The organism is Flavihumibacter rivuli (assembly GCF_018595685.2).
Taxonomy (GTDB): domain Bacteria; phylum Bacteroidota; class Bacteroidia; order Chitinophagales; family Chitinophagaceae; genus Flavihumibacter; species Flavihumibacter rivuli.
In genome coordinates this window covers 603,180-629,754 of record NZ_CP092334.1, presented here as the reverse complement: position 1 = coordinate 629,754, position 26,575 = coordinate 603,180, and the positions used below count along the sequence as shown (strand labels likewise).

31 protein-coding genes are annotated in these 26,575 nt (G+C 44.2%); 25 read left to right on the top strand and 6 right to left on the bottom strand.

The window, feature by feature from the left end; genetic code table 11:
- The first annotated feature begins 17 nt into the window (after positions 1-17).
- The 11 genes from KJS94_RS02750 (at position 18) to KJS94_RS02700 (ending at position 8,778) form a co-directional block, all read left to right on the top strand.
- Complete coding sequence (locus KJS94_RS02750) at positions 18-449, top strand: VOC family protein (protein WP_214447221.1); 432 nt, start codon at positions 18-20, stop codon at positions 447-449.
- A gap of 264 nt (positions 450-713) precedes the next feature.
- The gene (locus KJS94_RS02745; RefSeq protein WP_214447220.1) at positions 714-1,982 is read left to right on the top strand and encodes an OmpA family protein; all 1,269 of its coding nucleotides are present in this window, start codon (positions 714-716) and stop codon (positions 1,980-1,982) included.
- A 341-nt stretch (positions 1,983-2,323) separates the two neighbouring features.
- A complete protein-coding gene (locus tag KJS94_RS02740) occupies positions 2,324-2,884 on the top strand; it encodes a GrpB family protein (RefSeq protein WP_214447219.1) in 561 nt (186 codons plus the stop codon).
- Between the two features lie 127 nt (positions 2,885-3,011).
- Entirely contained in the window at positions 3,012-3,557 is a 546-nt protein-coding gene (locus tag KJS94_RS02735) for an STM3941 family protein (RefSeq protein WP_214447218.1), read from the top strand.
- Between the two features lie 119 nt (positions 3,558-3,676).
- Entirely contained in the window at positions 3,677-4,165 is a 489-nt protein-coding gene (locus KJS94_RS02730; protein WP_214447217.1) for a hypothetical protein, read from the top strand.
- Between the two features lie 209 nt (positions 4,166-4,374).
- Entirely contained in the window at positions 4,375-4,857 is a 483-nt protein-coding gene (locus KJS94_RS02725; protein WP_214447216.1) for a matrixin family metalloprotease, read from the top strand.
- A gap of 272 nt (positions 4,858-5,129) precedes the next feature.
- Positions 5,130-5,540 (top strand): DUF2846 domain-containing protein, encoded by a 411-nt coding sequence (locus tag KJS94_RS02720; RefSeq protein WP_214447215.1) that lies wholly within the window; start codon positions 5,130-5,132, stop codon positions 5,538-5,540.
- 485 nt (positions 5,541-6,025) lie between these two features.
- Complete coding sequence (locus KJS94_RS02715; RefSeq protein WP_214447214.1) at positions 6,026-6,532, top strand: ester cyclase; 507 nt, start codon at positions 6,026-6,028, stop codon at positions 6,530-6,532.
- A 157-nt stretch (positions 6,533-6,689) separates the two neighbouring features.
- Positions 6,690-7,238, top strand: a complete 549-nt coding sequence (locus KJS94_RS02710; RefSeq protein WP_214447213.1) for a dihydrofolate reductase family protein — start codon at positions 6,690-6,692, stop codon at positions 7,236-7,238.
- Between the two features lie 144 nt (positions 7,239-7,382).
- Positions 7,383-8,123: a BlaB/IND/MUS family subclass B1 metallo-beta-lactamase gene (gene bla, locus KJS94_RS02705; protein WP_214447212.1), complete on the top strand. Its 741-nt coding sequence runs from the start codon at positions 7,383-7,385 to the stop codon at positions 8,121-8,123.
- 91 nt (positions 8,124-8,214) lie between these two features.
- Positions 8,215-8,778 (top strand): sugar O-acetyltransferase, encoded by a 564-nt coding sequence (locus KJS94_RS02700; protein ID WP_214447211.1) that lies wholly within the window; start codon positions 8,215-8,217, stop codon positions 8,776-8,778.
- 204 nt (positions 8,779-8,982) lie between these two features.
- On the opposite strand, the gene KJS94_RS02695 is transcribed toward KJS94_RS02700, so the two are convergent.
- Positions 8,983-9,255 (bottom strand): hypothetical protein, encoded by a 273-nt coding sequence (locus KJS94_RS02695; protein ID WP_214447210.1) that lies wholly within the window; start codon positions 9,253-9,255, stop codon positions 8,983-8,985.
- 196 nt (positions 9,256-9,451) lie between these two features.
- Here KJS94_RS02695 and KJS94_RS02690 point away from each other — a divergent pair, with 196 nt between their 5' ends.
- The 3 genes from KJS94_RS02690 (at position 9,452) to KJS94_RS02680 (ending at position 12,063) form a co-directional block, all read left to right on the top strand.
- Positions 9,452-10,699, top strand: a complete 1,248-nt coding sequence (locus KJS94_RS02690; RefSeq protein ID WP_214447209.1) for an alpha/beta hydrolase-fold protein — start codon at positions 9,452-9,454, stop codon at positions 10,697-10,699.
- A 12-nt stretch (positions 10,700-10,711) separates the two neighbouring features.
- On the top strand, positions 10,712-11,194 hold the full coding sequence (locus KJS94_RS02685; RefSeq protein ID WP_214447208.1) for a RidA family protein: 483 nt from the start codon (positions 10,712-10,714) through the stop codon (positions 11,192-11,194).
- Positions 11,195-11,325: 131 nt separating this feature from the next.
- A complete protein-coding gene (locus tag KJS94_RS02680; protein WP_214447207.1) occupies positions 11,326-12,063 on the top strand; it encodes a DKNYY domain-containing protein in 738 nt (245 codons plus the stop codon).
- Between the two features lie 134 nt (positions 12,064-12,197).
- Here the strand turns inward: KJS94_RS02680 and KJS94_RS02675 are convergent, their stop codons facing one another.
- Genes KJS94_RS02675 through KJS94_RS02670 form a run of 3 tightly spaced genes read right to left on the bottom strand, consistent with a single transcriptional unit; the run spans position 12,198 to position 12,870 of the window.
- The gene (locus KJS94_RS02675) at positions 12,198-12,524 is read right to left on the bottom strand and encodes a helix-turn-helix domain-containing protein (protein ID WP_239804266.1); all 327 of its coding nucleotides are present in this window, start codon (positions 12,522-12,524) and stop codon (positions 12,198-12,200) included.
- A 5-nt stretch (positions 12,525-12,529) separates the two neighbouring features.
- On the bottom strand, positions 12,530-12,652 hold the full coding sequence (locus KJS94_RS18260; RefSeq protein WP_440136704.1) for a hypothetical protein: 123 nt from the start codon (positions 12,650-12,652) through the stop codon (positions 12,530-12,532).
- Entirely contained in the window at positions 12,649-12,870 is a 222-nt protein-coding gene (locus KJS94_RS02670) for a type II toxin-antitoxin system RelE/ParE family toxin (RefSeq protein ID WP_256449991.1), read from the bottom strand. The genes KJS94_RS18260 and KJS94_RS02670 overlap by 4 nt, the downstream gene beginning before the upstream one ends.
- A gap of 385 nt (positions 12,871-13,255) precedes the next feature.
- On the opposite strand from KJS94_RS02670, the gene KJS94_RS02665 reads away from it, so the two are divergent.
- From KJS94_RS02665 to KJS94_RS02640, 6 genes are all read left to right on the top strand, one after another.
- On the top strand, positions 13,256-14,002 hold the full coding sequence (locus KJS94_RS02665) for a hypothetical protein (protein WP_214447206.1): 747 nt from the start codon (positions 13,256-13,258) through the stop codon (positions 14,000-14,002).
- Positions 14,003-14,066: 64 nt separating this feature from the next.
- A complete protein-coding gene (locus KJS94_RS02660) occupies positions 14,067-15,092 on the top strand; it encodes a sensor histidine kinase (protein ID WP_214447205.1) in 1,026 nt (341 codons plus the stop codon).
- Entirely contained in the window at positions 15,089-15,865 is a 777-nt protein-coding gene (locus tag KJS94_RS02655; protein WP_214447204.1) for a LytR/AlgR family response regulator transcription factor, read from the top strand. The genes KJS94_RS02660 and KJS94_RS02655 overlap by 4 nt, the downstream gene beginning before the upstream one ends.
- 126 nt (positions 15,866-15,991) lie before the next feature.
- Complete coding sequence (locus tag KJS94_RS02650; protein WP_214447203.1) at positions 15,992-16,789, top strand: helix-turn-helix domain-containing protein; 798 nt, start codon at positions 15,992-15,994, stop codon at positions 16,787-16,789.
- Between the two features lie 112 nt (positions 16,790-16,901).
- Positions 16,902-17,600: a cupin domain-containing protein gene (locus KJS94_RS02645; protein ID WP_239804265.1), complete on the top strand. Its 699-nt coding sequence runs from the start codon at positions 16,902-16,904 to the stop codon at positions 17,598-17,600.
- A gap of 607 nt (positions 17,601-18,207) precedes the next feature.
- On the top strand, positions 18,208-19,686 hold the full coding sequence (locus KJS94_RS02640; RefSeq protein WP_214447201.1) for an alpha/beta hydrolase-fold protein: 1,479 nt from the start codon (positions 18,208-18,210) through the stop codon (positions 19,684-19,686).
- 337 nt (positions 19,687-20,023) lie between these two features.
- On the opposite strand, the gene KJS94_RS02635 is transcribed toward KJS94_RS02640, so the two are convergent.
- Both KJS94_RS02635 and KJS94_RS02630 read right to left on the bottom strand, forming a co-directional pair.
- Positions 20,024-20,458 carry a hypothetical protein gene (locus KJS94_RS02635; protein WP_214447200.1) on the bottom strand — a complete coding sequence of 145 codons (435 nt, stop codon included), beginning with the start codon at positions 20,456-20,458 and terminating at the stop codon, positions 20,024-20,026.
- A 61-nt stretch (positions 20,459-20,519) separates the two neighbouring features.
- Positions 20,520-21,077, bottom strand: a complete 558-nt coding sequence (locus KJS94_RS02630) for a DUF3575 domain-containing protein (protein ID WP_214447199.1) — start codon at positions 21,075-21,077, stop codon at positions 20,520-20,522.
- 506 nt (positions 21,078-21,583) lie between these two features.
- On the opposite strand from KJS94_RS02630, the gene KJS94_RS02625 reads away from it, so the two are divergent.
- From KJS94_RS02625 to KJS94_RS02610, 5 genes are all read left to right on the top strand, one after another.
- Entirely contained in the window at positions 21,584-22,066 is a 483-nt protein-coding gene (locus KJS94_RS02625; protein ID WP_214447198.1) for a hypothetical protein, read from the top strand.
- A gap of 309 nt (positions 22,067-22,375) precedes the next feature.
- The gene (locus KJS94_RS18230; protein WP_214447197.1) at positions 22,376-22,960 is read left to right on the top strand and encodes a Crp/Fnr family transcriptional regulator; all 585 of its coding nucleotides are present in this window, start codon (positions 22,376-22,378) and stop codon (positions 22,958-22,960) included.
- Positions 22,961-23,168: 208 nt separating this feature from the next.
- The gene (locus KJS94_RS02620; protein WP_214447196.1) at positions 23,169-23,483 is read left to right on the top strand and encodes a hypothetical protein; all 315 of its coding nucleotides are present in this window, start codon (positions 23,169-23,171) and stop codon (positions 23,481-23,483) included.
- Between the two features lie 959 nt (positions 23,484-24,442).
- The gene (locus tag KJS94_RS02615) at positions 24,443-25,135 is read left to right on the top strand and encodes a DUF8737 domain-containing protein (protein ID WP_214447195.1); all 693 of its coding nucleotides are present in this window, start codon (positions 24,443-24,445) and stop codon (positions 25,133-25,135) included.
- Positions 25,136-25,139: 4 nt separating this feature from the next.
- Complete coding sequence (locus KJS94_RS02610) at positions 25,140-26,477, top strand: amidohydrolase family protein (RefSeq protein WP_214447194.1); 1,338 nt, start codon at positions 25,140-25,142, stop codon at positions 26,475-26,477.
- The last annotated feature ends 98 nt before the right edge of the window (positions 26,478-26,575 follow it).

Here is a 26,575-nt window from a genome sequence, read left to right as displayed (position 1 = left end):
ACCATCAAACTCAGCAAATGGCAAGTATCAACCCTCATGTTAATTTCAACGGCAATGCCGAAGAAGCCTTCCATTTTTACAAGTCGGTATTCGGCGGTGAGTTTTCAAAACTCGTCCGTTTCAAGGACCTGGCCAGTGAAGCATTTCCGGTGGCAGCTCATGAAGCCAATAAGATCATGCACATTGCCTTACCAATTGGCAATAGTATTTTAATGGCCAATGATGTACCTGAAATCCTGGGACGAACCAATGAGAACGAGAACAGGAGCAAAATTGTGGTCAGGGCAGAAAGCAAAGCAGAAGCCGACAAACTATTCAATGGCCTGTCGGCGGGAGGCCAGACTGAAATGCCGATTGCTGACAGCCCCTGGGGGACCTATTTCGGGATGTTCCGGGACAAATATGGCATTGAATGGATGGTGGAATTCGATCCCGCCAACAAAGGGTAAATTTAACTTAGGCAAAACACCTGATCACTAAATCAGGTTTTAAAGTCAAATTGGAACAAGGGCAAATCTTCATCTTTGTTACCCAATTCCCATCCGAAATAAATACTCAAAACCGTTGGGCGAAATTGAAGAAACTAACCATATACATTACCCGCCGTATTTGAAATGAATAAGGGACTGATATGACCGGAATCAGCCCAGTTTGTGATGCACGTCAAGGAATGCACCCGGGGCTCTTCAGTACTTTTATTAAAACTAAAAGTCATGAAAGCCCTTTTGATGACAACCACGGTTGCCCTATTGTTATTATCGGCAAACCCGGCAGGAGCACAAATCATCAATCCCAAGAAAGTACTTGAAAAGAAAGCAACCAAGAAAACCAACGAGGTCATCAATAAGGAAGCGGAAAAGGCGGTAGACACTGTTCTTACTGGTAAGAAAAACCCCAAAGAGCAGTCTCAAAAAGAGACTCAAGCTGCCGAAGATACGGTGGTTCGTCCATCCTCCAGTGGTGAACCTACATTAGAATCCTATTCCAAATTTGATTTTGTGCCAGGGGAGAAAGTTTTGTTCTTTGATGATTTCAGCCAGGATGCTGTCGGCGATTTTCCTGCTGCGTGGAATACAAATGGTTCAGCAGAAGTGGTGACCACTAACCTTTATCCCGGAAAATGGATGAAGTTTGTGATGCATGAATGTGTATGGACAGATGACTTGTTGAAATTACCAGACAACTATACCATAGAGTTTGATATTGTACCGCTGGGCGGACTGGAAGGGGCGGGCATGTCGGGCTGGCAGCTAAGGCTCATGCAGGCCAAGAATGCAAAGGCCTGGGATGGCGGCTCTGCACCTGGAAACGGCGGATTTAAACTGCACGTAGAATATTTTGGGCGCCCGGGATACAGCACCTGGCTGTATGGCGATGAGTGTTCCAAGGCCAACATGAGTGGATATGTTAATGATGAAAACCTGAAAGAAAAGATCAACCAGAAGTATCATATTGCCATCTGGGTACAGAAATCAAGGCTCCGGCTTTACCAGGATCAGCATAAGATCATTGATCTACCTAAAGCCTTCCCCACCGGTTGTGTAAAACCGGATCGCCTCCGGTTTGAATACGGGGCAGCCATGATCAGCAACGTAAGAATTGCCATAGGCGCCCCTGATATGCGCAGCAAACTCATTACCGAAGGAAAATTAGTGTCCTATGGCATCTACTTTGATGTGAATAAGGATGTGGTCAAACCAGAATCCTATGGCACCCTCAAAGGCATTGCCGATGTGCTCAATGAAAATCCTGATGTAAAAATCAAGATAATTGGCCATACCGATTCGGATGGCAACGACGCCGCCAACCTGGATCTGTCCAAACGCAGGGCTGCTGCTGTAAAGAACGAACTGGTGAAAACCTTTACCATTGATGCCAGCCGCATTGAAACGGAAGGGAAAGGGGAAACACAACCAGTTGCTTCCAATGATACACCTTCCAACAAGGCGCTTAACCGAAGGGTGGAATTTGTAAAACAATAGCCCAATAGGCTAATCCCCGTTTATACTAACGATAAATAACACTATCTAACCCAAAAAAGAAAACAGTGTAACAAAGGGATAATACAAATGGCAAAGGGCTGTTTCATTCCGGAGCATTGAATTTAGCACAACCCATAAAACGTATTACAAGCTACCCTAATAGCAATCGACCTCCTTTCCACTTGTACAATTGATCCTATAAACCTACAGCATGTAGCGCACCAGTATACGGATAAATCATAATGAAATGCTTGACAATTTCAACAATGGTGAACCCAGAATGGATTATTTTACACCAACATTTTAAAAATGGATTAACCCCTGGTATCAATCAGAAAAGCATGCTCATCCAGAAATACTCCTCCCAATGGGTTAGGGATTTTACCGATATCAAAGCCGAGCTGGAGAAAGGCTTATCCGGTCTTGAATGCAGCATCGAACATGTCGGAAGCACCTCCGTTCCCAACCTGGACGCCAAACCAATCATCGACATCGACATCATCTATCCGAACCCTGCAGCTTTCAGCCGGATCAGATCGGGGCTGGAGAAAATCGGCTATTACCATAACGGGAACCAGGGTATTGAAGACCGCGAGGTCTTTAAAAGAAGCGGGGCAATAAAAAATGAGGTATTGGACAGCATCATGCATCATCTTTATGTTTGTCCCATCCATAGCCCCGCACTGGAAAGGCACCTCCTGTCCAGGGACCATTTGCGAGCCAATGAATGGGCCAGGGCAACCTACCAGCAAATGAAATACGAAATAGCGGCGGAAGTCAACCAGGACAGGAAAAAATATGCCGCACTGAAAGAGGAACGGGTGAATGCATTCATTGACCTTATTATTGCCAAAGAAAAACTCAAAACCAACCCCGTACAAAATACCGGGAAGGAACCATAACCCCTCCCCTTTTACACCTGGGGACCATTCCTTTACTAGGCTCTGGTCTTACACCATTCCATATACAAAAACATCAACCTTCTCCGCCATCAAGCATTCCCTAAAGAACACCCTAAACCATAGAAAAATGAACGAACAGGTAGAGATCCCATTGAACAAGAAAAAGATGTTGCCGCTCTTACTGGGGGCACTGGCATTTTCCCTGACAGGGATCTGGATGATCAACTTAGCCCTTAGGGTCAAAAACCAACTGATCAGCCAGGTCATATTCTTTGTCATTGGACTTTCCGCCCTCTTGTTCTTTGGCCTGGTTGCCCTGGTGATGCTAATGAAAATATTCAGTAATAAGGCAGGGATGACCATTACAGATGAAGGCATGATCGATAATGCAAGCGGCATATCCGTAGGCTTCATCGGCTGGAATGAGATCAAAAAGATCCAATATACCCAGAACGGTAATTTTACCACCCTGGTGGTGTTCGTTAAAAAACCTGAAAAATACCTGGAAAGGGAATCCAATTTCCTCAAAAGGTTGGCCATGCGGATGAACCATAAAATATCCGGATCACCTATCCATATCACAGCCAGTTTCCTTGATATAAACCTATACACCCTGAATGAAATGATCGCCACCAAACGATTTCAGCAAAAGACCAAAAACGGGCTGGACTAACCCTAATGGAATTAAGCTGGCCAGTTTATAGCTTCCTTTACCACTCTGTATACCCAATTCCGAATGGAAAATCACCCCCTTTCATAGAGTTGGGGTTATTGAATAGGAATAATTAAAGTATGATGCTAATAATAAAAAGACCATATAGCATTCTGTTAGCAATAGCCATTCTACTTTTCCTGGCTGGAATTATATTCTTTGATAAGTATTTGGACATATACCTTAACGATGCTTATTACATAGTATCATTACATCACATCGCCTGGGCATCATCCTTCCTGCTGATCTTTTGTTGGATGCTTTACCTACTTACCCATAATCTCCTCTTTTCAAAGACACTCAACTGGATCCATATATTACTTACGGCATCCTGTTCAGTTATCATATTGGTATTCTCCTATTTCTTATCCGAATCAACTGAAAGTAGTGTTACGCTATCAAGCGTATATAATGCTAAAGGATACCTCAACCACTACAGGCTTCAGGAAACATTGAAAAAGGTCATACTCATTACAACAGCCATCCTGGTCTTGGGCCAATTAACCTACCTGATGAACATCCTGATGGGATTGGCGAAAGGCAAGAAAAGGCAATATCATCCATCTTAAGCAGGTTTTCTAGTTTTTGGACAACATTTATTTTCTACTGGCAGAATCATTTGTAACCCTTATTAAGCTGAGCATTAAACCGACATTTCAATTTAACCTTGAAGCTAGCAATACCTCATATCCTATTCATCCTGATAATATCAGGCTGCACTGAAAGGCGAAAAGAACCTTCTGGTCCATTAACCGTCATTATCCAGCCCTTCAACGACATGGATAAAAAAGATTATGAATACGTATATACCGAATTCAGAAAAGTATATCCCCAGCTCCAATTAAAAGCCCCCATACCCCTTCCTGATGATGCCTTTAACCGAACCAGGAACAGGTATCGCGCGGACTCCCTCATCAGGTACTTAAGGGATCGTACACCCGGAAAATCCGTAACCATTGGACTCACGGGCAGGGATATCAGTACCACCAAGGGGGAGATCCATGACTGGGGCGTAATGGGACTGGGCTATCGTCCTGGCAAAGCATGCATAGCTTCTTCCTACAGGCTAAATCCCGGACAAAAGCAGCAGCAATTCTTTAAGGTAGCCATTCATGAAATCGGGCACACCCAGGGACTTCACCACTGTCCTGTCAGCACTTGCTACATGCGCGATGCCGAAGGCGGGAACCCAACTGCAGCAGAAACAGGATTTTGTCCGAGCTGCAAAGCCCATCTTACAAAAAAAGGTTGGGGGCTTTAAAGAATGGTTGTCATGAAAAGGAGAAACACCTTGATGTGCCGATCAGGGGATGCAAGATCAATACCAGTTTTGATAACTTTTTCTATTGCATTTAAAACAATCAGTCAAACAAACAGAAAGCCTGCTCAGGAATCTGGCATCCATTTTACCTGTCTACCAAACCGGGTAAAGCTTAATACCATCCCGACTGAACTACACCCCATTAAAATATCTCCTCATATTAATTCTTCCCATAATTTCATTTAATAACTTTAGTCAAAACAAAAGAGACAATGAAAAAATGGCATATCGTACTGTTCCTGATGATCACCACCTATTGCCAGTTACAGGCCCAAAGCGATAAAGCCACCGTATACCTGTTGAGGTCTGTCGGCCCGGACCAGTATGTGCCCTATTTCACCTACCTGGACTCCACCCTATTATGCAAACTGGGAAATGGAAAGTATTCCGTCCATGAGGTAGCGCCGGGGGAATATAAATTCCATGCACAGTATAAGGGCAAGCTGAAACCCAGTCCCGAAACAGACCTCACCGTCAACCTGGAATCCGGGAAAACCTACTACATCTCCGTTAACATTGCCACCAAGGCCTTCGCAAAGGGAAGTTTCTATTGTGAACAACTGAGTGAGGAAGAAGGCCAGAAAAGGGCAGAGGTTTTTAAATTGGATAAGAAATGTCAATAAACATGCTGCCACCTACCCTTCAACAGTTCAGGCCATACTTCCATTGCTGGGGCTAGCCGCTTTCAGAATGGGGTAATTCCAGATAAATTTTGTCCCGGGAAAGCACCTGATAAAGCGATCCTAATATAGCCAGTAGCTTCGGCGATTGCTCCACAATCAACAATTGTGCTGGCTTTAGTACTATCCAGAATACAACTAGCCATTCTCCCTTGAAACCATCTGCATCCATCATTTAAAAACTCAGGTGAAAATCAGACAAAGATTTTGTCACCCTAAAATGAGCAGGACATCTTATGCCTTGCAGGAAACAGGGCAGACGTATCCTCCAGCGCTTCTTCCCGTAAAATACCTTAACTTGAATAGCAATCAGGATCAAAAAAGGTAAATGGCAGCTGGAATCCAACCTAACCCACCTTCACCAGGCCATTGCTATTGTGAACTGTTATCCGGCCACCCTTCCCGAATGACAACCTAAACAGCCGAATATGTATACCTATTCAATCCCCCTGTTTTCCAGGTTTAGCATCATTGTACTACTCGTCTATTTTCATTCCACCGCTTTCGGGCAGGCGACCAAGCTTTCCAACCAAAACAAACAGATGATCAATAAATACTTTGAGGTAGTCATCAATGCCCACAACCTTGACCGTAAGGGAAATTTTTTTCAACCAGATTATACCTGGCACACGATGGACGGAAAGACGACACAAAGCAGCCAGGATACCAGTCATAACGCCACTTTAAGATGGCTCTTTTCCGCTATACCTGATGTTCATTATACCATTGACCATATCCTGGCAGAAGAAGACATGGTAGCCGTAAATACAACCGCTACAGGCTTAGCAAAAAGCGAATTGTTCGGTCTGCCAGCAGGACTGAAGAAGGTCCGCTACCAACAAATGTTCTTTTACCGACTGAAAGACGGGAAAATAGCGGAACAATGGGAAGTAGTTGACAGGGACGGCCTGATGGAACAATTGGGAAAGCAATGACCTATCCCAGCAATAGTACGAGGTTTAGTCACTGAGTAGAAGGATATCGGGCAAAGCCATTCCTAGCGCGGGTAGCCAATACCGGACTATCCAACATCCACTGCAATACGGATGATTGCAGGGTAATCCAATCTAGCTAACCACTAAAATCTTAACGATGGCAAAACTGATCATGTGGAACCTAATGACGCTTGACGGCTATTTTGAAGGAACCCAGCCTTGGGACCTGAGCTTTCACCAAACTGTTTGGGGGACTGAACTCGAACAACTCAGCATCAGGCAACTCCATGCAGCAGCCTATCTTGTATTTGGCCGAAAGACTTATGAAGGCATGGCCGACTATTGGACAAAAGAGACAGGTGAAATTGCCGACCTGATGAATAGCATCCCCAAACTCGTATGCTCCAAGACATTGCAATCGGCCGATTGGAACAATTCCACCCTCATCAGTGAAAATGCCAGTGCGGAGATCAGGAAACTGAAAGCCGGATCGGAAAAGGACCTGTTTGTTTTTGGCAGCGCTAATCTTTCCGAGACATTTATCCATGATGACCTGTTTGACGAATACCGCATTTGCATTGTTCCGGTCCTGTTAGGCAATGGGCACCCCCTTTTCAGGAAGGGAGCCGGAGTCAAAAGCCTATCCCTCCTTTCCACCCAGCCACTTGAGACAGGTGGGGTGGTGTTAAGATATTCAAAACAATAAACCAGGAAATAAGGAATCAAGCTGGATACAACATTTACCAGCCAACTAACCAGCATTAACCGCTATTTTTGAATACTCCAGCCGGGACAGCCAGCACCTTAGATTTTTATTTAAGGATACCCAAACGGATAGAAATTAAACCAGATGCAAATCATCCTCACCATCCTGCTCTTCACCATTTCCCAGTTCACGGCCTTTGCCCAGCAGGAAGCAAAGCCATTAAAGATATCCCACCTGAAAGGCGATTTTTACATCTACACCACCTATAGCACTTACCAGGGGGAGCAAATACCCGCCAACGGGATGTACCTGCTCACTGATGATGGGGCAGTATTGTTCGACACACCATGGGACACCACCCAATTCCAGCCCTTACTAGACAGCATCCAAACCAAACACCAGCAAAAAGTAACCCTGTGCATTGCCACGCACTGGCATAGCGACAGGACAGAAGGACTTGAATACTACAGGCAGCAAGGCATTAAAACCTATACCACGATCCTCACCGATGAATGCAGTAAAAAGAACAATAAGAAAAGGGCTGAATTTTTAATGTCGAAGGATACGACCTTCCATACCGGGCAGTACTCCTTTGAAACCTATTATCCCGGCGAAGGCCATACCGCAGATAATATTGTGATATGGTTTGGCAAAGAGCGCATCCTGTACGGCGGCTGCCTGATCAAGGGATCAACTGCAAAAGACCTGGGCTACCTGGGGGATGCCAACACTTTCGCCTACGAAACCACCCTTCGACAGGTGAAGGCCAAATGCCCGGACCCCGAATACATTATCATATCCCATAGCGACTGGAAGGACAAGAACTCACTCGACCACTCCATCCAACTGGCAAAAAAGCTTAAAAAGAAAATAAAGAGTATCTAGCCCACTTTCCAAACATCAGAAAGCGAGAATACATATTTTATTCCAGCCCTATTGAATGGTCTTCCTTAAGCAACCAAGTTCAATTAAGTTCATGAAAACAGAAAAGGATAAAATGCTGGCGGGTGAATTGTATAACCCCCTGGACGCAGAACTCTCAGACTTACGGCTGAAGGCAAGGCGCTTGTTGAAGGACCTGAACGACACCAGGGAAGACCAAACCGAAGAACGGATGCGTTTACTCAAGGAGTTGATGCCAGACGCAGGGACCGACCTTTGGCTGCAACCGCCCTTCTATTGCGATTATGGTTTCAATATCAAACTTGGGGACAAGGTCTTTTTCAACTTCAATTGCGTGGTATTGGATGTAGCACCGGTAAGCATTGGAAGCCGGACCTTAATCGGCCCTAATGTCCAGGTCTATACCGCCATGCACCCCATGGACTACCAGGAAAGGGCCAGCGGCCTGGAATATGCCAAACCGATCACCATCGGGAACGATGTCTGGATCGGCGGCAGTGCGGTCATCTGTCCGGGAGTAAGCATCGGCGACAGGGCTGTTATTGGCGCGGGCAGCGTGGTAACCAGGGACATCCCATCAGATGTATTCGCGGCAGGTAACCCATGCAGGGTAATAAAAGCAATTGATAAGAAGTAATTGAAGAATAAGGAAAACTTACCTTTTCAATAGAGCCATGATAAAATGGATAGAGGCTGCAGAACTATATATGCAAACTGACATCACCTATTATCCAGCCCCCTCATTCATAAAAGCTTCTATATCCAACTAGTCTATTACCCAATATCAATATTCAGGATTTAGGGAACTACCCCTTCCCCGTGCTACCGTTCACCTAATTCATTAACGGTTTCTCAATTCGGCCCAGACAAAATCCTCGATCTCATCAAAAAGGAATCGTTCCCTTTTCCTACCCTTTGTTTGTTCCTCAAAGGTATTGGTCAACTCAAGTGCCAGTCGATACATTTCTTCGGTAGCAGACTGATCGATCATTTCAGTAAAGCTCTTAGGCTGATCACCTTCTTCGAGACTGCGGATATAACACAATACTTCCACCACCTCGAAATGCGTCTTTTGCCAGGATTCAAAACCATTGGGAAAGGCAGGTAAATTCATATTGGTTAATTTTATGGTAAGGGCAGGAGACCAATATACCCTATTTAGGGACATAAACCACCCCTGCCTTTTCCTTTCAATGGAACTAGCCACATGAAGGCATTCAGAAACAGTCCAAGCCCCTACCCCAAATCCTAACCATTCATCCATCGAGTAAAAACCTAAAATGAACAGGTAAAAATCAGTACATTATAGAATGAAAAAAGCAATATTAGTATTCGCCATCAGTTTGATCGCTAAGGCCAATATAGCGCAAGGGGTAGAAAACAATCAGAATATAGTTATAGGCAAAACAGATAGTGTTCAATCAAAAATATTGGGCGAACAGAGGAAATTATGGGTTTACACCCCCAACTCCAATCCAAATAGCATCTTTAGTCCGCAGCGCTACCCTGTTGTCTATTTACTGGATGGGGAAGGTCATTTCTCCTCAGTGGCAGGCATGATCGAACAATTGAGTACCGGCGGCAATAACTTATGTCCCAAAATGATCGTAGTGGCCATTTTAAACACCGACCGGACCAGGGACCTCACGCCTACCCATGTTGAGGCCGACCCGCCCTATATGGACAGCCTTTCTTCCAAAACTTCAGGGGGTGGCGAGAACTTCATCGCCTTTATAGAAAAGGAATTGATGCCACACATCGAAGCCAAGTATCCCACGGCTCCCTATAAAATGCTGATCGGTCATTCCTTTGGCGGCTTAACGGTGATGCAAGCCTTTATCCACCATACCGAACTGTTCAATTCCTATATCTGCATTGACCCCAGCATGTGGTGGGATAAGCAAACATTGCTGAAACAATCGCAAAAGGCTTTGGCAGAAAAGAAGTTTGAAGGAAAATCCCTATACCTGGGCATAGCCAATACGATGGAAGACGGAATGGACCTTAAAAAGGTACAAAAGGACACTTCCATTGATTCGAGACATATCCGCTCCATCTTAGCCTTACAATCCGCCTTTGAAAAGAATAAGCAAAACGGTTTACAGTTCCGCAGCAAATACTATCCCGATGATTCGCATGGATCAGTCCCCTTCATAACCGAATATGACGCCTTACGCTTTTTCTTCCAGTATTTCCCGCTTAAATTTTCCGCCAAAGACTATACAGACTCTACTGTAGCGCTAGCGGATAAATACAAAAACCACTTCGCCTACCTTTCGAAGAAAATGGGCTATACCATCAAACCAGACGAAGCAGAGATCAATTTCCTTGGCTATGAATTCCTGAAACAAAAGCACTATAAAAAATCGGCTGACCTGTTCAGGCTCAATATTGATAATTATCCGGAAAGCTTTAACGCCTATGATTCTTACGCAGATTACCTCATCGCCATGGGTGATAGGGAAAAAGCCATTGAACAATTGAACAAGGCCCTTGCCCTGAAAGAAAACATCCCATCAAGAAAAAAATTGGCAGAACTTGAATCGATGAATAAATAAACTGTAAGAACCATGAAATCAATCTATCCCTTCTTTTTATTGTTTATTTCCCTGGCAGGATTTTTACAGGCAGACAGTTCACTGGTAAAATTTTACAACCCTAGCTCGGTATCCAAGCCAACAGGATATTCCCATACTGCGGAGATAGATCTGGGCAACTGCAAAATGGTTATGATCTCAGGGCAAATTGCACTGGACAACAAAGGGAATTTAATAGGCAAAGGCAACCTGGCCGAACAGACTGAACAGGTTTTCAAAAACCTGAAGAATATTGTACAAGAAAGTGGCGGGACAATGGACGATATAGTCAGGATTGGCATTTACATGATCGATGTAAGCCAGGTGCAGACCATGAGGGAAATAAGGAGCAGGTTCTTTAACCAGCAAAACCCGCCAACAAGTACACTGGTGCAAGTGAGTAAATTGGTCAGGGATGACCTATTGATTGAAATTGAAGCAACAGCAATCATCCCCAAGAAGAAAAAAAGAAAATGAAGAATCAATCATTAACCAACAGCAAAATGGCATCATCAAATTTGACGGTCATTGTATCATAGGTTGACTAGGGATGCATGCCCCCATATCATTCCCCCTTTACGATTAGCCATTTTACATTAAATTAGTCCATGGCCAATCGTTTCGTTCAACAATTGTTCCCGAAGGACCTTCCCCATGGTCTCAGGTTATTGAATACGGTCATCCTGCTGCCCATCCTGGCCTGGCCTTTTGTATTCTTCCTGAGCATATTCCTGTTTGATCAACCCCGGGAAGACTACCTGCCTGTTTACCTGGCCTTCTTCGCCATTAATGCCTATCCCTTGTATTTAATGGCGATCGCCTATTTCAACATCAGGCTTCTCCGGAAAAACAGGTTCCTTGGCGCCATCCTGCCGGCTGCATTCCTTTTGGCCATCGGGACGGCAGCTGCCTATCTCTTCCTCCAGGAAACCATTGACCAGTACAAAAGCAGGAAGGCCGAAATCAACCGGAAAAAGCAAGTTTATCTTGGGATGCAGGAAGATTTCAGGATCGTTGATAATAAAGTCTATTACTACGACTCCCTGCTCATCGGTGCCGACGCCCGGACATTTAAGATCCTGGACTGGGGCTGGCAGTGCGACAAGAACGCGTATTACTATAAAGGGAAAAAACTGGGATATGTCGACCGGGAAAGCTTGTCCATCCTGAATGCCCTTTACGCCAAGGACAAGTCAAATGTGTATTACCTGGGCGAGATCCTTCCGGGCGCAGATGCCAAAAGCTTCACCATCAAATTCAGGACAAGGGATGCCAGGGACGCCAACCACTGTTACAGGTCCGGCGTAAAAAGGGATTGCAAGGAACTGGAGGAATCCATGTGGTGAAACCCGGATATCCTACTTCTATGTTTGCATAAGACTACTCTCAGCAGCCCTAACAAAATGTTACCTGCGACCCTAACACCATCAGCGGTAGAACCAATGCCTACACAGTTTTACCACCATCCTAAAACTGCATATCAGGAAAGCTGCAATTGTTTATCCTCAATGGTGACGTTAAAATGAATTTCAGCATTTAACGCCTTAAATACTTTTAAAATGGTATCAATAGTGGCGCTGTTGGCGCTACTTTCCAACCTGGAGATCTGTGCCTTCTGCACACCCACCAAGGCCCCCAGTTGTTCTTGTGTAAGGTTGCGTTCCTGCCTGGCTTTCTTTATCATGTGACCAAGTACATCCATACGGAGTTCGTATTCGTATTGTTGCCTTTTCTTTGTCCCTTTTTTACCGAAATACTTGTCTTTCATCTCGGCAAGGGAATATGTTTTCATTCTTGTCTTTGCCATGATGATCATTTTTTGGCATTCACTTCAAAATATCTTTTTCGCAGGTTTTTGGCCCTTTCAATCTCTTTTACAGGCACTTTGTCCACCTTCTTGACAAACCCATGTGTCGCTATTACAAGCGTATCTATTTTTTCGATTTATCCCAAAAGGCCAATAAGCGGATTTGTTGTCCCGCATACCTGGTCCTGAACTCCCAAATATCATCCTGCAACTTTTTAAAAAGTTTTGGATCATTCGTTTGTTCAGCCAGGTCAATATTGTAAATAACCTTCGCCGCTGCCTTCTGGTCAAGACTGGCTAAATATTCACTTGCCTCCTCTAAAAACCTTGTCTCAAAATAGCGCACTCACCAGACTTTTGCCAAAGGTAATAAAGTTTCCATATATGGAAACTTTTATATTGCTTCAGTATACCTGCGAGAAAGTTCAGCCCAACACCATTAGGGACATTTCAAAGTATGGAAAGCATGGAAATCGCAACCTATCAAATTCCACACAAACCAGAAAGACCTGAAAACCTGGAGTGCAATCCTGACAATATTTGAAAACTTTAAGAACCAGGTTGGTATCCCAACTATTCATTTACCTGAAAAAACCCATTTCGATGCTCGCTCAACCTTGTATTTCCGTAGTTCAGCGGAAAAACTCCCCTATTCATTTGTTTAGCTGTAATCCAAAAAATCACCGAAATAGCTTCGTATCCATTAAGCTATTCAAACAAACCAATTAACCATGAACAAAGAATTGATCTTCCTGAGGGCATTTGCAGCAGCCACCGTGATGGGAATGGTATTCCTCACTAGTTCCGCCTTTAGAACCAGGGGTAACCAAAAATTCAGCGAAATAGATGTAGAAAGGATCAATATCGTGGAAAAGGACGGCACGGTAAAAATGATCATTACAAATGTGAACAGGTTCCCCAACGGCAGTGATAAGGTAAACAGCAGGCCCACCAATGAGGACAGGAAAAAACGCTCCGGTATGCTCTTCTTTAATGAAGATGGGATCGAATGCGGCGGATTCATCTATGACGGGAAGAAATCGGCCAATGGCCATAGCGCCGGGCTCTCCCTGACCTATGACCAATACGATGGCGACCAGGTAGTTCAATTGCTTACAGAGGATTACCAGGAAGGAAATGAACGCTATGTAGGAAGCGTATTGGCATTCAATGATCGTCCCGGCAAGGAATCACAAGCCCGCTCCCTGGAGATAATGAAGGAACTGGAAGCATTGGGGAAAAAGGACCCTGATGCCATGAGGAAGAAATACAAGGAATATGAAGCAGCTGGCCTGATCGGCGGTGCGCCCAGGGTATTGCTGGGAAAAACCAGGAGCCAGAATAATGGCCTGTTCCTCTTCGACGATAAAGGGATGCCCCGCGCCATGTTCTATGTGGACAAGGACAACAATGCCAAACTGGATTTCTTTGACGACAAAGGAAACACCATCGCCTCCTTCCCGGAAAAGAAAAAATAATACCTTACGACCAATAGCCCGGCAATAACCGGGCTATTGATTAATTTAAGCCCAAATTGCAGCCTTGAACATTAACTGGACCACCATAAAGGAGAACCGGTACTTTATAGCCTTCATTGTACTGTTCGCGTATGCGCAAACCATCCATTCCAGGATACTCGTCAGGCAGGAACTGAATGCCTACACCTTCACCCCGGACGGCGCCATTTCCACCCTGATCACGGTCACCATTCTCTTCCTGGCACTACAATTATTTACCCATAAATGGCAGCGGTCAGCCCTCTTCAACCTCCGGGAGATGATGAAGATATTTGGCGCTTCCCTGTTCACCAGCCTGGTCCTGATCAACCTGATCAGCCTGTCGATCTCCATTCTATTCGGGAATGTTGAAAGGAATTTCAACAGCGCTACCCTTCTCCAGACCAACTTCGCCAACCTGCTGGACGGGTTTATCTACGGCAGTTTCTACCTGGCCTTCTATTACTACAAGAAGAACCGGAAACAGCAGGAAGAATTGGCCAATTATAACCAGGCCCTTTCGGAAAGCAGGATTAGCCAGCTCAAGTCCCAGCTTAACCCCCACTTCCTATTCAATAACCTGAATGTACTGGACCAACTCATTTATGAAGACAGGACGAAAGCTTCTGGCTTCCTCCATGAATTTGCAGATATCTATCGTTATGTATTGCAGTCCACCAACAGGTCCACTGTACCCCTCAGGGAAGAGTTGGCCTTTGCCCAGCAATACTTCCAGTTGATCAGCTATAAATACGGCAATGCCTATCAGCTCCATATCGATTGCCAGGATGACAAGGGTTTTATAGTCCCGCTTACCCTTCAACTGCTGATCGAAAATTCGGTCAAGCACAATATGGGAACGGAAGACAGACCTGTCGCAATAGTCATACACATAGGCGAACAGATCACGGTATCCAATAACCGAATCCCGAAACAAAGGGCAGCGGGAGGCTCCGGGAAAGCCCTTATCAACCTGGAAGAACAATACACCATGCTCACCAAAAGGAAGGTCGAGGTGAATGCATCCACCAACCAATTCTCCGTTACCATTCCCATTATTCAGGAACAATGACTACCATGATAAAGATCCTGGTCATAGAAGATGAGATCCCCGCAAGGAACAAGCTCAGGCGCTTCATTGAGGCGTTGGAGGAACCCGTCCAGATTGCCGGGGAGATCAACAGTGTAGAAGGTGCCGTTGCGTTCCTTAGGGCCACGGACATAGACCTGGTCATATCGGACATTGAACTGCAGGATGGCAATGCCTTCGAGATCTATCAGCAGGTTTCCCTGAAATGTCCGATCATTTTCACAACCGCTTATGACCAGTTCTGGATGGATGCCTTTGAAAGCAATGGCATAGACTATTTGATGAAACCCTTCTCACAGGAGCGGTTCCAAAAAGCCTGGGATAAGTTCCTGCGCTTGCGCCATTCGGAAAAAGACCGGGATGACCTGCTGGGCAACCTGTCCAGAATGATCGAGGAGAAACTCGCTGAAAAGAAATACAAGAAAAGGTTCACCATCCACACCCATCATGATGTCTATTTCCTGGATATTGAGAACATTGTTTTTTTCCAGGCCAATGATGGGGTGGTATTCGCCTTCGACCAATCGGGGAAGAAACATATACTGGGTTATTCGACCCTGAAGGAGCTCGAGGCCCAGTTGGACCCACAGGAGTTTTTCAGGATCAACCGGAGTGAACTCATCAGCAAGCAGCATATAGAGAAAATTGAGCGCGACACCAGGAATACCCTGGCGGTAAAAATGAAAGGATACCAGAATTATTACCGGACCAGCCAAAGCAATACCCCGGCCCTGAAGGAATGGCTGGACGCATAAGGAAAGGAATAGGCCGGCCCAAACAGGATAGCGAAAACCGTTGCACCAGCCGGTCGTCGGTACCATAAGGTCCAATTACGGCAGGACAGATTCGAAAAGAAATGTATAATTTTATTTTCGAATACGATGAACACTGCCTATACCATACCATCAAACTCCCGACTGAAGGATTATGTGAGCATGATCTGGGAAGTGGAAGGCAACCTAAACGCCAGCGAATTGATCCTGCCCCAGGGCATCATAGAGATCGTATTCAATTTCGCGGAGAAGATCCAGGGTATTATGCCAGGGGGCGAGATCATTGCACAGGCACCCCGATGCTTTATCCAGGGCATCCATACCCATTGTATCCAGTCAGATTATGTTGGCAAGCACCACCTGTTGGGCATCAGGCTTCACCCTTACAGCGTTGAGTCTTTACTGGGTATCCTTCCCTCTGAGTTGAATAATACTATCCTTGACCTCACCCTGATCCAACCGGAATATGATCGCTTGTGGCACCAACTGGCAGAGCTGGACTCCTTTATTGAAAAATACCAGTTGCTGGAAAGGGAATTACCCCAGTTCACCGAGCCGATCTGCCATCGTTCCCAATTGCTGTCCAACCTCTTTACTGCAGCGCAGCCGGCACATTTCCAATCGGTGGATGTTTTGGCGCAACAGGTATATTATTCCCCCAGGCAATTGAACAGGGTTGCGCACAGTCTTTTTGGCTTATCGGCTGAAGAGCTTACCCTTTACAAGAAATTCCTGGAATCGATCCGGCTCATCCATGATGAGAACCTGTCACTAACAGCTGTGGCCTATTCAGCAGGCTTTTATGACCAGGCCCATTTTTGCAGGGTATTCAAATCTTACACCGGGATGACACCGAACAGTTACCGCAAACAGAAAGGGACATTGCCTTTTCATATCCTTTACTAGGACCGCATTTCCCCGATTTGTCCGATATATACAATTTCACGCTGGCCGCATACCTGAGCTTTGCATCGTCAAAAACACTTATTCCATGCAAACAAAAATTAAACGCGCGGCCATGTACCTACTTATGTTAACAGGTCTTTACCTGGTCATTGGCAATCTCCTTCACAGGGTCATCTTTCCGGAAAGAAAACCGGAGGTCTCCACTTTTTTCCACCCGGGACAGCAATTCTACAGCAAGGCAGAAGGCTTCCGGCAAACGGTAGTGAAACAGGAGAATGGTCATGTTCACTGCAGGCTGGAGGTTGAACCATTTGCAGCCGGTCCTCCCAAACACATCCATGATGGCTTTGATGAAGTTTTTGAAATCGAGAACGGTGAACTAAGCATCTGGGTCGGCGGGGAGGTCAAAAAACTGCATCCCGGGGAAGTCATTCGTATTCCAAAAGGCACCCCACACCAGCCCTATAATGAAACAGCAGACACCATTCGAACCAAGGGCACATTTGCCTTCCCGGAGAAATTTGCCTACCACCTGGTTCAAACCTATGGGTATATGGAGAGCCATCCCAATTTTACCAGGGAACCAGGGACCATCTTTCAAATAGCCATGCTACAGCAGGCAGGCTTTGATTCTTACATAGTTGACGGCCCGCCGGTATTCCTGCAAAAGCTGATCGGATTGGTGGCCAATCCAATGGCAAGGCTTCTGGGAATCAGGAGTTACTATGAAGATTACAATATCATTCAAGGTCCCACTGTGGTTGAAGAGACCGGATTAACCGCTCCCGAAATCTTCCTGGCGGACAAATAGTTTGATGCATTAATGGTCCACAGGAAGGTGCAAGAGTTCATTCCTATAGTAGCTGTTTTTCGCCGCTGTTGGTACTATTACCAGCAGCGGCGAAAATACAAATAAGGAGCACCCTACGGGGCTCGTGGTGATTAATCGTTATGTACAACCATGCTACAAATAAGGAAACCCGCTGGGTCTCTGAGCGGCAACCATGGCTCGGTTATATAGGGTGACATATACTTCAATTTCCCATCGGGGTCCCCTGCGGGAGCACCCTGCTGGGGTATGATTGTAGCGAAGCAAGTATATTCTACGACGCTGTTGTGTGTTTTCACCAACAGCTCTTAAAGTTAACCTCAGCGGGGTCTCCCGAAGGGGACCCCGATGTTTAGAAGGAGAAATAAATTCATGAAATCATTGATCATCATGGTTCTCATAGAGATACCACATTCGGGTAAAATAGGGCGGTAAGCAATCAGGAGGCAATTTTTTATTGTTTTTCAATAAATTTTTATTATTATTACATAATAAACATTAATCCGGACAGCTAAAGATTGGATTTTGCCAGCCTTTTTGAACAAGATATAATCTGTCTGCTAACCACCATTAAACGCCAAATAAATTCATGAGATTTCTCCTGATCATTAGCATGCTGATCCTTTTAAATGCAACAAGCTTTTCCCAACCAAAGGACAGCCTTTTCATTGGCAAGAGGGAAACCATCTATTCCAATGTACTTAAGGAAAACAGGACCATTAGGGTATATACACCTGGCCTAACCAGTCTGGACAACAATAATGAAAGAAAGTACCCGGTCCTCTATATTTTGGATGGGGAAGCACATTTCCTGTCAACAGTAGGCATTATCCAACAACTCAGCCAGGCCAACGGAAATGGCATCCTTCCAGAAATGATAGTAGTAGCGATAGAGAACACCAACAGGACGCGGGACCTTACACCGGCAAAGGAGCAAAATGGCAAACCCTATGCCCCCAACCCATTCGTCAATTTCCTGTCATCAGAACTGATCCCCTATATAGACAAAAACTATTCGACAGCCCCATACAGGCTACTGGTGGGGCATTCATTGGGTGGTCTAACAGCCATCAATATCCTCACCCATTCCCCAAGTCTTTTCCATGCCTATATTGCCATCGACCCCAGCATGTGGTTTGACAACGAAAGATTCCTGAATCAGGCAAAAAACCAGATCCCCAGCCAAAAACTGGACCGGACAAAACTATTCATTGGCATTGCGAACACGATGCCAAAGGGTATGGCATTAGCTGCCCTTAAAACAGACAAGACCATAGAGACTACGCATATACGGGCCATCTACAAACTGGATGAATTCCTGAAAGGCAACAAGAACGGCCTGCAATACGCATCAAGCTTCTATGAAAAAGAAGGCCATAACTCCGTTCCATTGATCAGTGAATATGATGGACTGCGGTACATCTTTGATTACTATCCCTTTGAAGCAACCATAAAAGATTTTCTCGACACCTCAGCGTTGATCGCCAACAAACTAAAAGCACACTATACAAAAGTCTCCAGGGAAATGGGCTATGCCAATTATCCACCTGAAAGCTTTATCAACTATTTAGGCTATGAGGCCTTATTCAAAAAGCAATTCAGAAAATCAGGGGCGTTATTCCAACTCAACCTCGAAAATTTCCCGCAAAGCAGTAATGCCCTCGAAGCCTATGGCGACTTTTGCATTGCCCAAAAAGATACAGTTAATGCAGTCGCCTATTACAGAAGATCACTGGAAAAAAATGATAAATCCGAAACCCGCGTAAAACTCAATAACCTCACCAAAAAGGGAAGCTATATGCTTACAGCAGATGAAGCAGGGCAATATACCGGCACTTACCTCCTGGAAGCCTACAACCTTGCCATTGTGCTGGAGAACAGGAATGGCAGGATATGGTCAAAAGTACCCGGACAGGCAGATGATGAATTACTGCCCATTTCAAAAGACGTATTTACTATTACAGGGAAACAGGGATACAGGATCACTTTTCAAATGGAAGGTAACCAGGCAATTGGTTTTACATCCATTCAACCAAACGGAACATTTAAGGCAGTTAAAAAGAGATAACAATCTATAAATGTTAGCAGACAAAATACGATGCAACCAAATGCAAGTATTTTAAACCTAAAAATTGCCACACTAAAATACTAACCCCAAAATCCAAAAAAATCCTACTGGGAAACAGCAGGATTTATTCAGCGCCATTAAAAAGGCACCTGATCTCTAAACCATTAAAAATGGAAACAAGTTCCACCTCATCCAACAAACTAACTACCCTTACAACATCTACTATGCCAAATCATTATCCAATACCACCCAATAAGCCTTATTCCTTCCTGCATCAATAACCGTTCTGATCTCCAGAGTAGCATTAATCTAAAAACAGATTAAGCTGGAATAAACATTATAGCTTGATAAAGGAAACCGTTAACCAGTTCCCATTGACTTTATACTTCAATACCAATTTAGTTCCGTCAAAAAAATAGATAGTTCCAAGGTCATGATTCAACCTGAGGGTTTTTGAATCAATCAGGGACCAGGTACCAGTTTCATTATTAGAGGGACTGCATACCATACCGATATCAGACACTTTGAATGAATAATCAGGACCCAACCGATAAATATCATCCTTATCACAAGGACGAACTGCGTTAGCATCCGGAAATGAATTATCGAATACATTAAGATTTCCCCAACGAGCCCCTTTGATAGCATATACACCTTGAATATTCTCTGGTGTAGGAACGATACTGTCATTCCAATCCAATCTATCATTCTTCCGACACGAGGAAAACACAGTAAGCACACTGAAAGAAATTAATAAAACCTTCTTTACCATATTACACTATTTATAATTAAAAATTTTCAATGTAAACAAAACGAAAACCACACAAACCGTTTTAAAATGCAAACCCAATAGTAACACCCGCCTTCATGCCATAGCCGGCATAAATACTGCGCAATACGAAGGATTCCCCATCATCTTTCCTGGTAAATGTAGCATCACTGTAGGAAGGGCCCAGAAACATATCGAGTACGAATCCACTGTCGAATATCTTTTGCCATCCAAACAGCATACCCCCACCAATCGTATAAAAGGAAGCAGATAAACTGGTGTTACTTTCCCTTATCTTAAAACTCCGGAAACTAAAAAAAGGGCTGACATATATTCCATTAAGGGCTTCCCTGCTGCCTGAAACAAAAAACCGATAAGCAGGCGTAAAGCCCAAACCAGAGTAATGGTATTTTCCTAACCTGACCTTAGAAAGCATGAAACCAGTTTGCAAAGACTGATTCGAAGAAACAGCTCTTTCGTAGGATATATTAGTGGTGCGATACAATAAGGACAAAGGGTTTAATTTAAAGGCATTACTAGCCCTGATCTGAGCTTGTGAATCAAACACCCAAAAAGCACCCAATCCAACTATGAATAAACCATTCAAAAAGAACTTTTTCAAACACATTACTGATTCAGATTAATAAATGAAGAAATTATCCCGATTTCACAAACAGGAAATTGAGGATGCAAAACTCTGCACTACTTAACCTTCCACCAATCTCATCTGGTAAGAAATATACTTACAAAATGATAAGACCAGTCAACCATACATATTCGCTAACGGAGATTCAATTTCAAAAAGCAATCAACAAAAGGCAATATGAATATTTAAGAATACCCCAGGCTCACAACAAGCAGGAAAAACGCTATGATAAAAAATAAAAAACTGGATAATAATGAAGTGTACGATTACCATTTGGCAACCCTATTTCTTACCAAATGGTAATGCAGGAAGTGAATCAAATTTGGAATTTTGCACCCGGTTTAAATTAAAACCTTGGATTCTTAAACCACAGCATAGAATTCAAATAATAGATCAGAAGGATCAGCAAGTATTACTGTATCAATGAAAATCAATTTAAACAATATCTATTAGCATCCAATAAATCAAACAAGCAATCGATAATGAACAAAAAAAATCTTACTAAAAGATCGATTTTATTCGTCTCAGCCATTTTTATAGCCGGATTACAGACTAAGGCACAGGGAAGAATATACGAATCCAGAAAAGAAGCTAATCAAGCTATCAACAATTCATGTTATAAAGCCTCAAACGGCTGGAACTTTTATACGGATAGCCTGGTCATACTAGGAAAAGGAAGTCTCCCAGATAAATCATTTGCATTCATCAAAGAAGAATCAAGCCGGATTTTGGACGAAAACCATTACAAATATTTCAGGCAACCCCTGGAATACACTTATTCAGGAAGAAAGGTGCAAATCTCGAATTTGATCGTTTCCGGAAACAGGACAACGGGCTATAGAGTTTTTGCAAAAATTAAGGTAGGCCGCATCAATCGCTATCTCATGGACATTGAAGGAGCCATAGAATCGGGCGAACTATTACCAGCAAATGAAACCAATTACAATTCAGTCACTACCCAATGATTTTATCCAATCTTCCAATCCACATAAAGGAAATTGCTTCTTTCCATAAAGGGGATATAGTCAAAATACCTTTACTCATCCATCAGGAAATACACTAAAAACAACAAACGTAACAGCAATCATGATAGAAAACCATTCCTATTCACGCTAGCAGGCCTATTCACCCATACCTCCATAACAAGAAGGCTACTATCAACCTATATAATAAAAAACAATTCCTAATAGCTACTTAATCAATACATTTGGCTTAATACTATCCTACTCTGGATTAAGTGAATTTCAACATTATTCATCCATCAATCCAATCATATGTGGCAATCCTTAATTCAAAATATTGCAAAAAAAGGCATCATTCTGGATGAAGAGGAAACCTCATTACTTCAATCATCCTTCAGGATCAGGCAATACAAGAGGAATCAATTTATTTTACAACAGGGCGACATTTCAAGGCATGAATCATTTGTAGTGAGCGGACTTGCCAGAATGTACCTTGTAGATCGAAATGGACGGGATCATATTGTATATTTTGGTATTGAAGACCATTGGATAGGAGACCTGAGGAGTCATTACCTTGAAAAACCATCAGATTACAACATTGAATGCATTGAACCCACCCTTGTTTTACAGATAAACAAAAACGAGCTGGAGGTATTGTCTGAAAAAATCCCTAAACTAACCAAGTTTTTTTTGATCCTGTATCGCAATTCAATTATCTGGCATGAAAGCCGGACGGTTTCAGCATTGAGTAAAACAACCCTACAGAGGTACCAGGATTTCAGGGAAAAGTATGCCCACCTTGAACAAAGGGTACCACTTCAACAGATCGCCTCATACTTAGGCGTTACACCTCAAAGCCTAAGCCGGATCCGCAGGCAATACCAGGAAAAAAAGTAAATCTATAGCTTCACTATCTATTCAGGCAACACTGCCCATTTGTCTGCTTATAATTCATACCTCATGGATAAACCATTCTAATATTTGGTTCTACAATTGCTCCTCACTACTTTAGTTTCGCATTACAAATAGCCACTAAAGGCAGAATTTCTACTCATCAATACCCGGTAAATCGAAGTGAATAGCCCTATGTTAATTTACCTACACAATGGAAAATATCTTCTGGACGGCATATAGTAATAAGGAGCGACATGCAGCGATTGAAGAAATCAACCAGTTGGTCAAAAACCATGGCTATATTGTAGATTTTAAGTTCTTCTCAGATATTTCCCTCAACATCAGGATAGAGTTGGAAGAATCGAGGATAGACCATCTATACATTGAACTTAGAAGTATCATGGAAATGGATCCATTCAATGTCCTAAACTCCTCTTCAAATCGGGAAAGGACAGTATTTATAAACATAAATTTTACAAAAGGCACGGGAAATTTACAAATAGAAGTGCCTAATGTCCCTGGATAGTGCATTTCATTTGTAAAATCGTAATGATGGACAGTTCTTAAATACTTTGTACCTGATCCAGGACTAGTAAACCCGATTAGACATCCGTCCAATTCCCGGACCCTTGTACAACAGGGTCCCCTTCGGGAGACCCTGATGGGGTAAGATTGTAGCGATGCAATACTATTCTGCGCCGCTGTTATGTGTTACCACCAACAGCTCTTAAAGTTAACCCCAGCGGGGTCTCCCGAAGGGGATCCCGATGTATAAAAGGCGAAATATGTATACATCCAACAGTTAAGCTCATCTTCCAACTACCCGTTGGTCATAAGACAAAACGGGGGCGACGGGGGGCTATTACATATTTTCACCACAAAGGACTTCTCTTCGGGAGTCCCTGATGGAACTCCATCCTACTATTCATCAGGGTCCCCTGCGGGAGACCCTGATGGGGTAAGAGAATTTTTAACCTCAGCGGGGTCTCCCGAAGGGGACCCCGATGTATAAAAGGCGAAATATGTATACATCCAACAGTTAAGCTAATCTTTCAACTACCCGTTAGTCATAAGACAGAACGGGGGCGACGGGGGCTATTACATAGTATCACACCATAGGAGTTCTCTACGGGAGTCCCCGATGGAACTCCACCTACTATTCATCAGGGTCCCCTTCGGGAGACCCTGCTGAGGTGAGGAACTTCTTTCCCATCAGAGCCTCCTGCCAGGGACAAAATGACTGTAAACCAAGCAGCGCCTATCCTCGCAGGGCTTCACACAAGCCCCTTACCTATTTGGATAAAAGCACAACCATTCATAACAAATCCATCCATCCCGATACCATAAAATCGTAGCTTGTCGCGCCATATATCAACATACAGCATTACAGGTCGGTCACACGAATCACCCATCCCCTATGAAATGACCCGATTCTCCACCTATGTAAATGAATCCAGGTCCATCTTTAAACCTTAAGACCTAAACATGGAAAATTTACCCGCCTACATAGGCATTGTATTAGGAGCCTCTGCACTCTTGACCGTTTATTATTTTTATAGGGCCTCAAACCGATCCATCATCACCCTTTCCATCCTGCTGGCATGGCTGGCAATTCAGGCCATAATTGGACTTACAGGGTTTTATACCGTCACCAACACCTTGCCACCCAGGTTTGTCCTATTGGTCCTGCCTCCCCTACTCTTGATCCTTGGACTCTTCGCCACCAAAGCAGGCAGGGCATTCCTTGACCAACTTGACCTCAAAACCTTAACGATCCTGCATATCGTGAGGATACCTGTAGAACTCGTCCTGTATTGGCTTTTCGTGTACAAAACGGTTCCGGAGGTCATGACCTTCGAAGGCAGGAATTGGGATATCCTCTCCGGCCTGACAGCCCCCTTCGTTCTCTACTTCGGATTCAACAAGGGTAAGGGAATGAATAAGACATTATTGCTCGCATGGAATATCCTTTGCATGGGTTTATTATTGAACATTGTCTTTCATGGCGTTCTTTCAGCCCCCTTCCCTTTCCAGCGATTCGGTTTTGAACAACCCAATATTGCCTTGCTCCATTTCCCCTTTATCTGGTTGCCGGGCTGCATCGTCCCGCTGGTATTGCTTTCCCACCTCACCGCTATCAGGCAGCTACTGAAGGGCAATCACCTAAACAATGCTTAATAATATGACCAGGCAATTATTTGTGATATTGTTCCTGATGGCAGGCACCATAGCTACCAAAGCACAGAAGGCAGATACCATTGCCATTGAAAATGTCAATGTCATCACCATGCTAACGGAAGAAATCCTGGAGCATCAGCGGGTGATCATAGCAGGTGGGAAAGTGTTCAGGATAGAACCTGTTTCAAAGCCCCTAACCAATACCATCACCCGAAGTATTGACGGGAACAACCGCTACCTGATCCCGGGACTTTCGGAAATGCATTACCACCTCAGGAGCAATGATATCCAAAGCGACTTCAAACTACTGATCGCCAATGGCATCACCACGGCCCGGAACATGGCGGAATGGCCGGGGCAGGACCATATCAGCATCAGGAACAAAGTGCGTGCAGGCGAGCTGACCGGACCCAATTATTTCACTACCGGTCCTTACCTGAGATCACCTGACCTTGCCAATAAGGAAGCGGTGGCGAGTATGGTTAAGCAGCATAAGGAAAAGGGCTATGATTTCCTCAAGATAGCAGATAACCTCCCCAGGGATATTTACCTGAAACTACTGGCAGAATGCCAGGCCAACAACCTTCCCGTACTGGGCCATAGCCAGCGGGAGCTGCCGCTGGAATATTCCCTACGGATGCATTCCATAGAGCATATTGAGGAATTCCTCTATATCAAGGATGCGAATACTGGTCGATCCTTTTTCAAATTACAGGACCCGGCACTTGAAAAGGTCACCACTACAATAAAAGCAAGTGGTATTTATATCGGCACCACCCTCTCAGTGTTTGACTTCATCAATAATTGCCTCGATGACAAAACCTTCGCCGCCTACCAAAAGGACAGCCTGGGCAAATACCTGGCCAGTAAAGAGCGGGATGCATTCCTCTCGGAAAAGAACGATTACCGCAAATTGAAGGACAAAGAGTTTGACGGGATGAAGGCAAAGGATTTCTTCAAGGCCAATTTCGAATGGATGAAAGCGTTCACCAAAAACCTTTCCCAACATGAAGTGAAATTGCTGACCGGAAGCGACACTTATGGGATGGTGATCGTTGGATTCTCGATCCATAAGGAATTCGAACTGTTGCAGGAATCCGGACTCAAACCTTATGACATCTTGTTGGCAAGCACGGTGAATCCAGCAAGGTACCTGGGAACTTATCCAACCGAAGGCACGATAGAAGAAGGTAAAAATGCCAACTTTATCATGCTCGATAAGAATCCGCTGGAAGATATCCGGAATACCAGGTCGATCCGTGGGGTAATGCTGAAAGGTAAATGGTTGGACAGGGCAGCATTAGATAACTTTCTAAAAGAGGTCGAGAACGCATATAAATAACCCCATTGCAGTAAAATCCAGCATGCTTTCATTTATCAGGAGGGTGGTTGCCATAGAAACACCTTCCAATCCATTTACAGTTCATCCTGCCCTATCGG

What these genes read in the sequence shown, in the direction of transcription:
- KJS94_RS02700 (WP_214447211.1), top strand. Translation starts at nt 8,215, where the DNA reads ATGAAAACAGAAAAGGATAAAATGCTGGCGGGTGAATTGTATAACCCC.
- KJS94_RS02665 (WP_214447206.1), top strand. Translation starts at nt 13,256, where the DNA reads ATGAACAAAGAATTGATCTTCCTGAGGGCATTTGCAGCAGCCACCGTG.
- KJS94_RS02650 (WP_214447203.1), top strand. Translation starts at nt 15,992, where the DNA reads ATGAACACTGCCTATACCATACCATCAAACTCCCGACTGAAGGATTAT.
- KJS94_RS02675 (WP_239804266.1), bottom strand. Translation starts at nt 12,524, where the DNA reads ATGGCAAAGACAAGAATGAAAACATATTCCCTTGCCGAGATGAAAGAC.
- KJS94_RS02640 (WP_214447201.1), top strand. Translation starts at nt 18,208, where the DNA reads ATGAGATTTCTCCTGATCATTAGCATGCTGATCCTTTTAAATGCAACA.
- KJS94_RS02690 (WP_214447209.1), top strand. Translation starts at nt 9,452, where the DNA reads ATGAAAAAAGCAATATTAGTATTCGCCATCAGTTTGATCGCTAAGGCC.
- KJS94_RS02625 (WP_214447198.1), top strand. Translation starts at nt 21,584, where the DNA reads ATGAACAAAAAAAATCTTACTAAAAGATCGATTTTATTCGTCTCAGCC.
- KJS94_RS02655 (WP_214447204.1), top strand. Translation starts at nt 15,089, where the DNA reads ATGACTACCATGATAAAGATCCTGGTCATAGAAGATGAGATCCCCGCA.
- bla (WP_214447212.1), top strand. Translation starts at nt 7,383, where the DNA reads ATGCAAATCATCCTCACCATCCTGCTCTTCACCATTTCCCAGTTCACG.
- KJS94_RS02750 (WP_214447221.1), top strand. Translation starts at nt 18, where the DNA reads ATGGCAAGTATCAACCCTCATGTTAATTTCAACGGCAATGCCGAAGAA.
- KJS94_RS02685 (WP_214447208.1), top strand. Translation starts at nt 10,712, where the DNA reads ATGAAATCAATCTATCCCTTCTTTTTATTGTTTATTTCCCTGGCAGGA.
- KJS94_RS02715 (WP_214447214.1), top strand. Translation starts at nt 6,026, where the DNA reads ATGTATACCTATTCAATCCCCCTGTTTTCCAGGTTTAGCATCATTGTA.
- KJS94_RS02635 (WP_214447200.1), bottom strand. Translation starts at nt 20,458, where the DNA reads ATGGTAAAGAAGGTTTTATTAATTTCTTTCAGTGTGCTTACTGTGTTT.
- KJS94_RS02725 (WP_214447216.1), top strand. Translation starts at nt 4,375, where the DNA reads ATGGATAAAAAAGATTATGAATACGTATATACCGAATTCAGAAAAGTA.
- KJS94_RS02735 (WP_214447218.1), top strand. Translation starts at nt 3,012, where the DNA reads ATGAACGAACAGGTAGAGATCCCATTGAACAAGAAAAAGATGTTGCCG.
- KJS94_RS02710 (WP_214447213.1), top strand. Translation starts at nt 6,690, where the DNA reads ATGGCAAAACTGATCATGTGGAACCTAATGACGCTTGACGGCTATTTT.
- KJS94_RS02620 (WP_214447196.1), top strand. Translation starts at nt 23,169, where the DNA reads ATGGAAAATATCTTCTGGACGGCATATAGTAATAAGGAGCGACATGCA.
- KJS94_RS02730 (WP_214447217.1), top strand. Translation starts at nt 3,677, where the DNA reads ATGATGCTAATAATAAAAAGACCATATAGCATTCTGTTAGCAATAGCC.
- KJS94_RS18230 (WP_214447197.1), top strand. Translation starts at nt 22,376, where the DNA reads ATGTGGCAATCCTTAATTCAAAATATTGCAAAAAAAGGCATCATTCTG.
- KJS94_RS02695 (WP_214447210.1), bottom strand. Translation starts at nt 9,255, where the DNA reads ATGAATTTACCTGCCTTTCCCAATGGTTTTGAATCCTGGCAAAAGACG.
- KJS94_RS02610 (WP_214447194.1), top strand. Translation starts at nt 25,140, where the DNA reads ATGACCAGGCAATTATTTGTGATATTGTTCCTGATGGCAGGCACCATA.
- KJS94_RS02720 (WP_214447215.1), top strand. Translation starts at nt 5,130, where the DNA reads ATGAAAAAATGGCATATCGTACTGTTCCTGATGATCACCACCTATTGC.
- KJS94_RS02680 (WP_214447207.1), top strand. Translation starts at nt 11,326, where the DNA reads ATGGCCAATCGTTTCGTTCAACAATTGTTCCCGAAGGACCTTCCCCAT.
- KJS94_RS02745 (WP_214447220.1), top strand. Translation starts at nt 714, where the DNA reads ATGAAAGCCCTTTTGATGACAACCACGGTTGCCCTATTGTTATTATCG.
- KJS94_RS02740 (WP_214447219.1), top strand. Translation starts at nt 2,324, where the DNA reads ATGCTCATCCAGAAATACTCCTCCCAATGGGTTAGGGATTTTACCGAT.
- KJS94_RS02615 (WP_214447195.1), top strand. Translation starts at nt 24,443, where the DNA reads ATGGAAAATTTACCCGCCTACATAGGCATTGTATTAGGAGCCTCTGCA.
- KJS94_RS02645 (WP_239804265.1), top strand. Translation starts at nt 16,902, where the DNA reads ATGTACCTACTTATGTTAACAGGTCTTTACCTGGTCATTGGCAATCTC.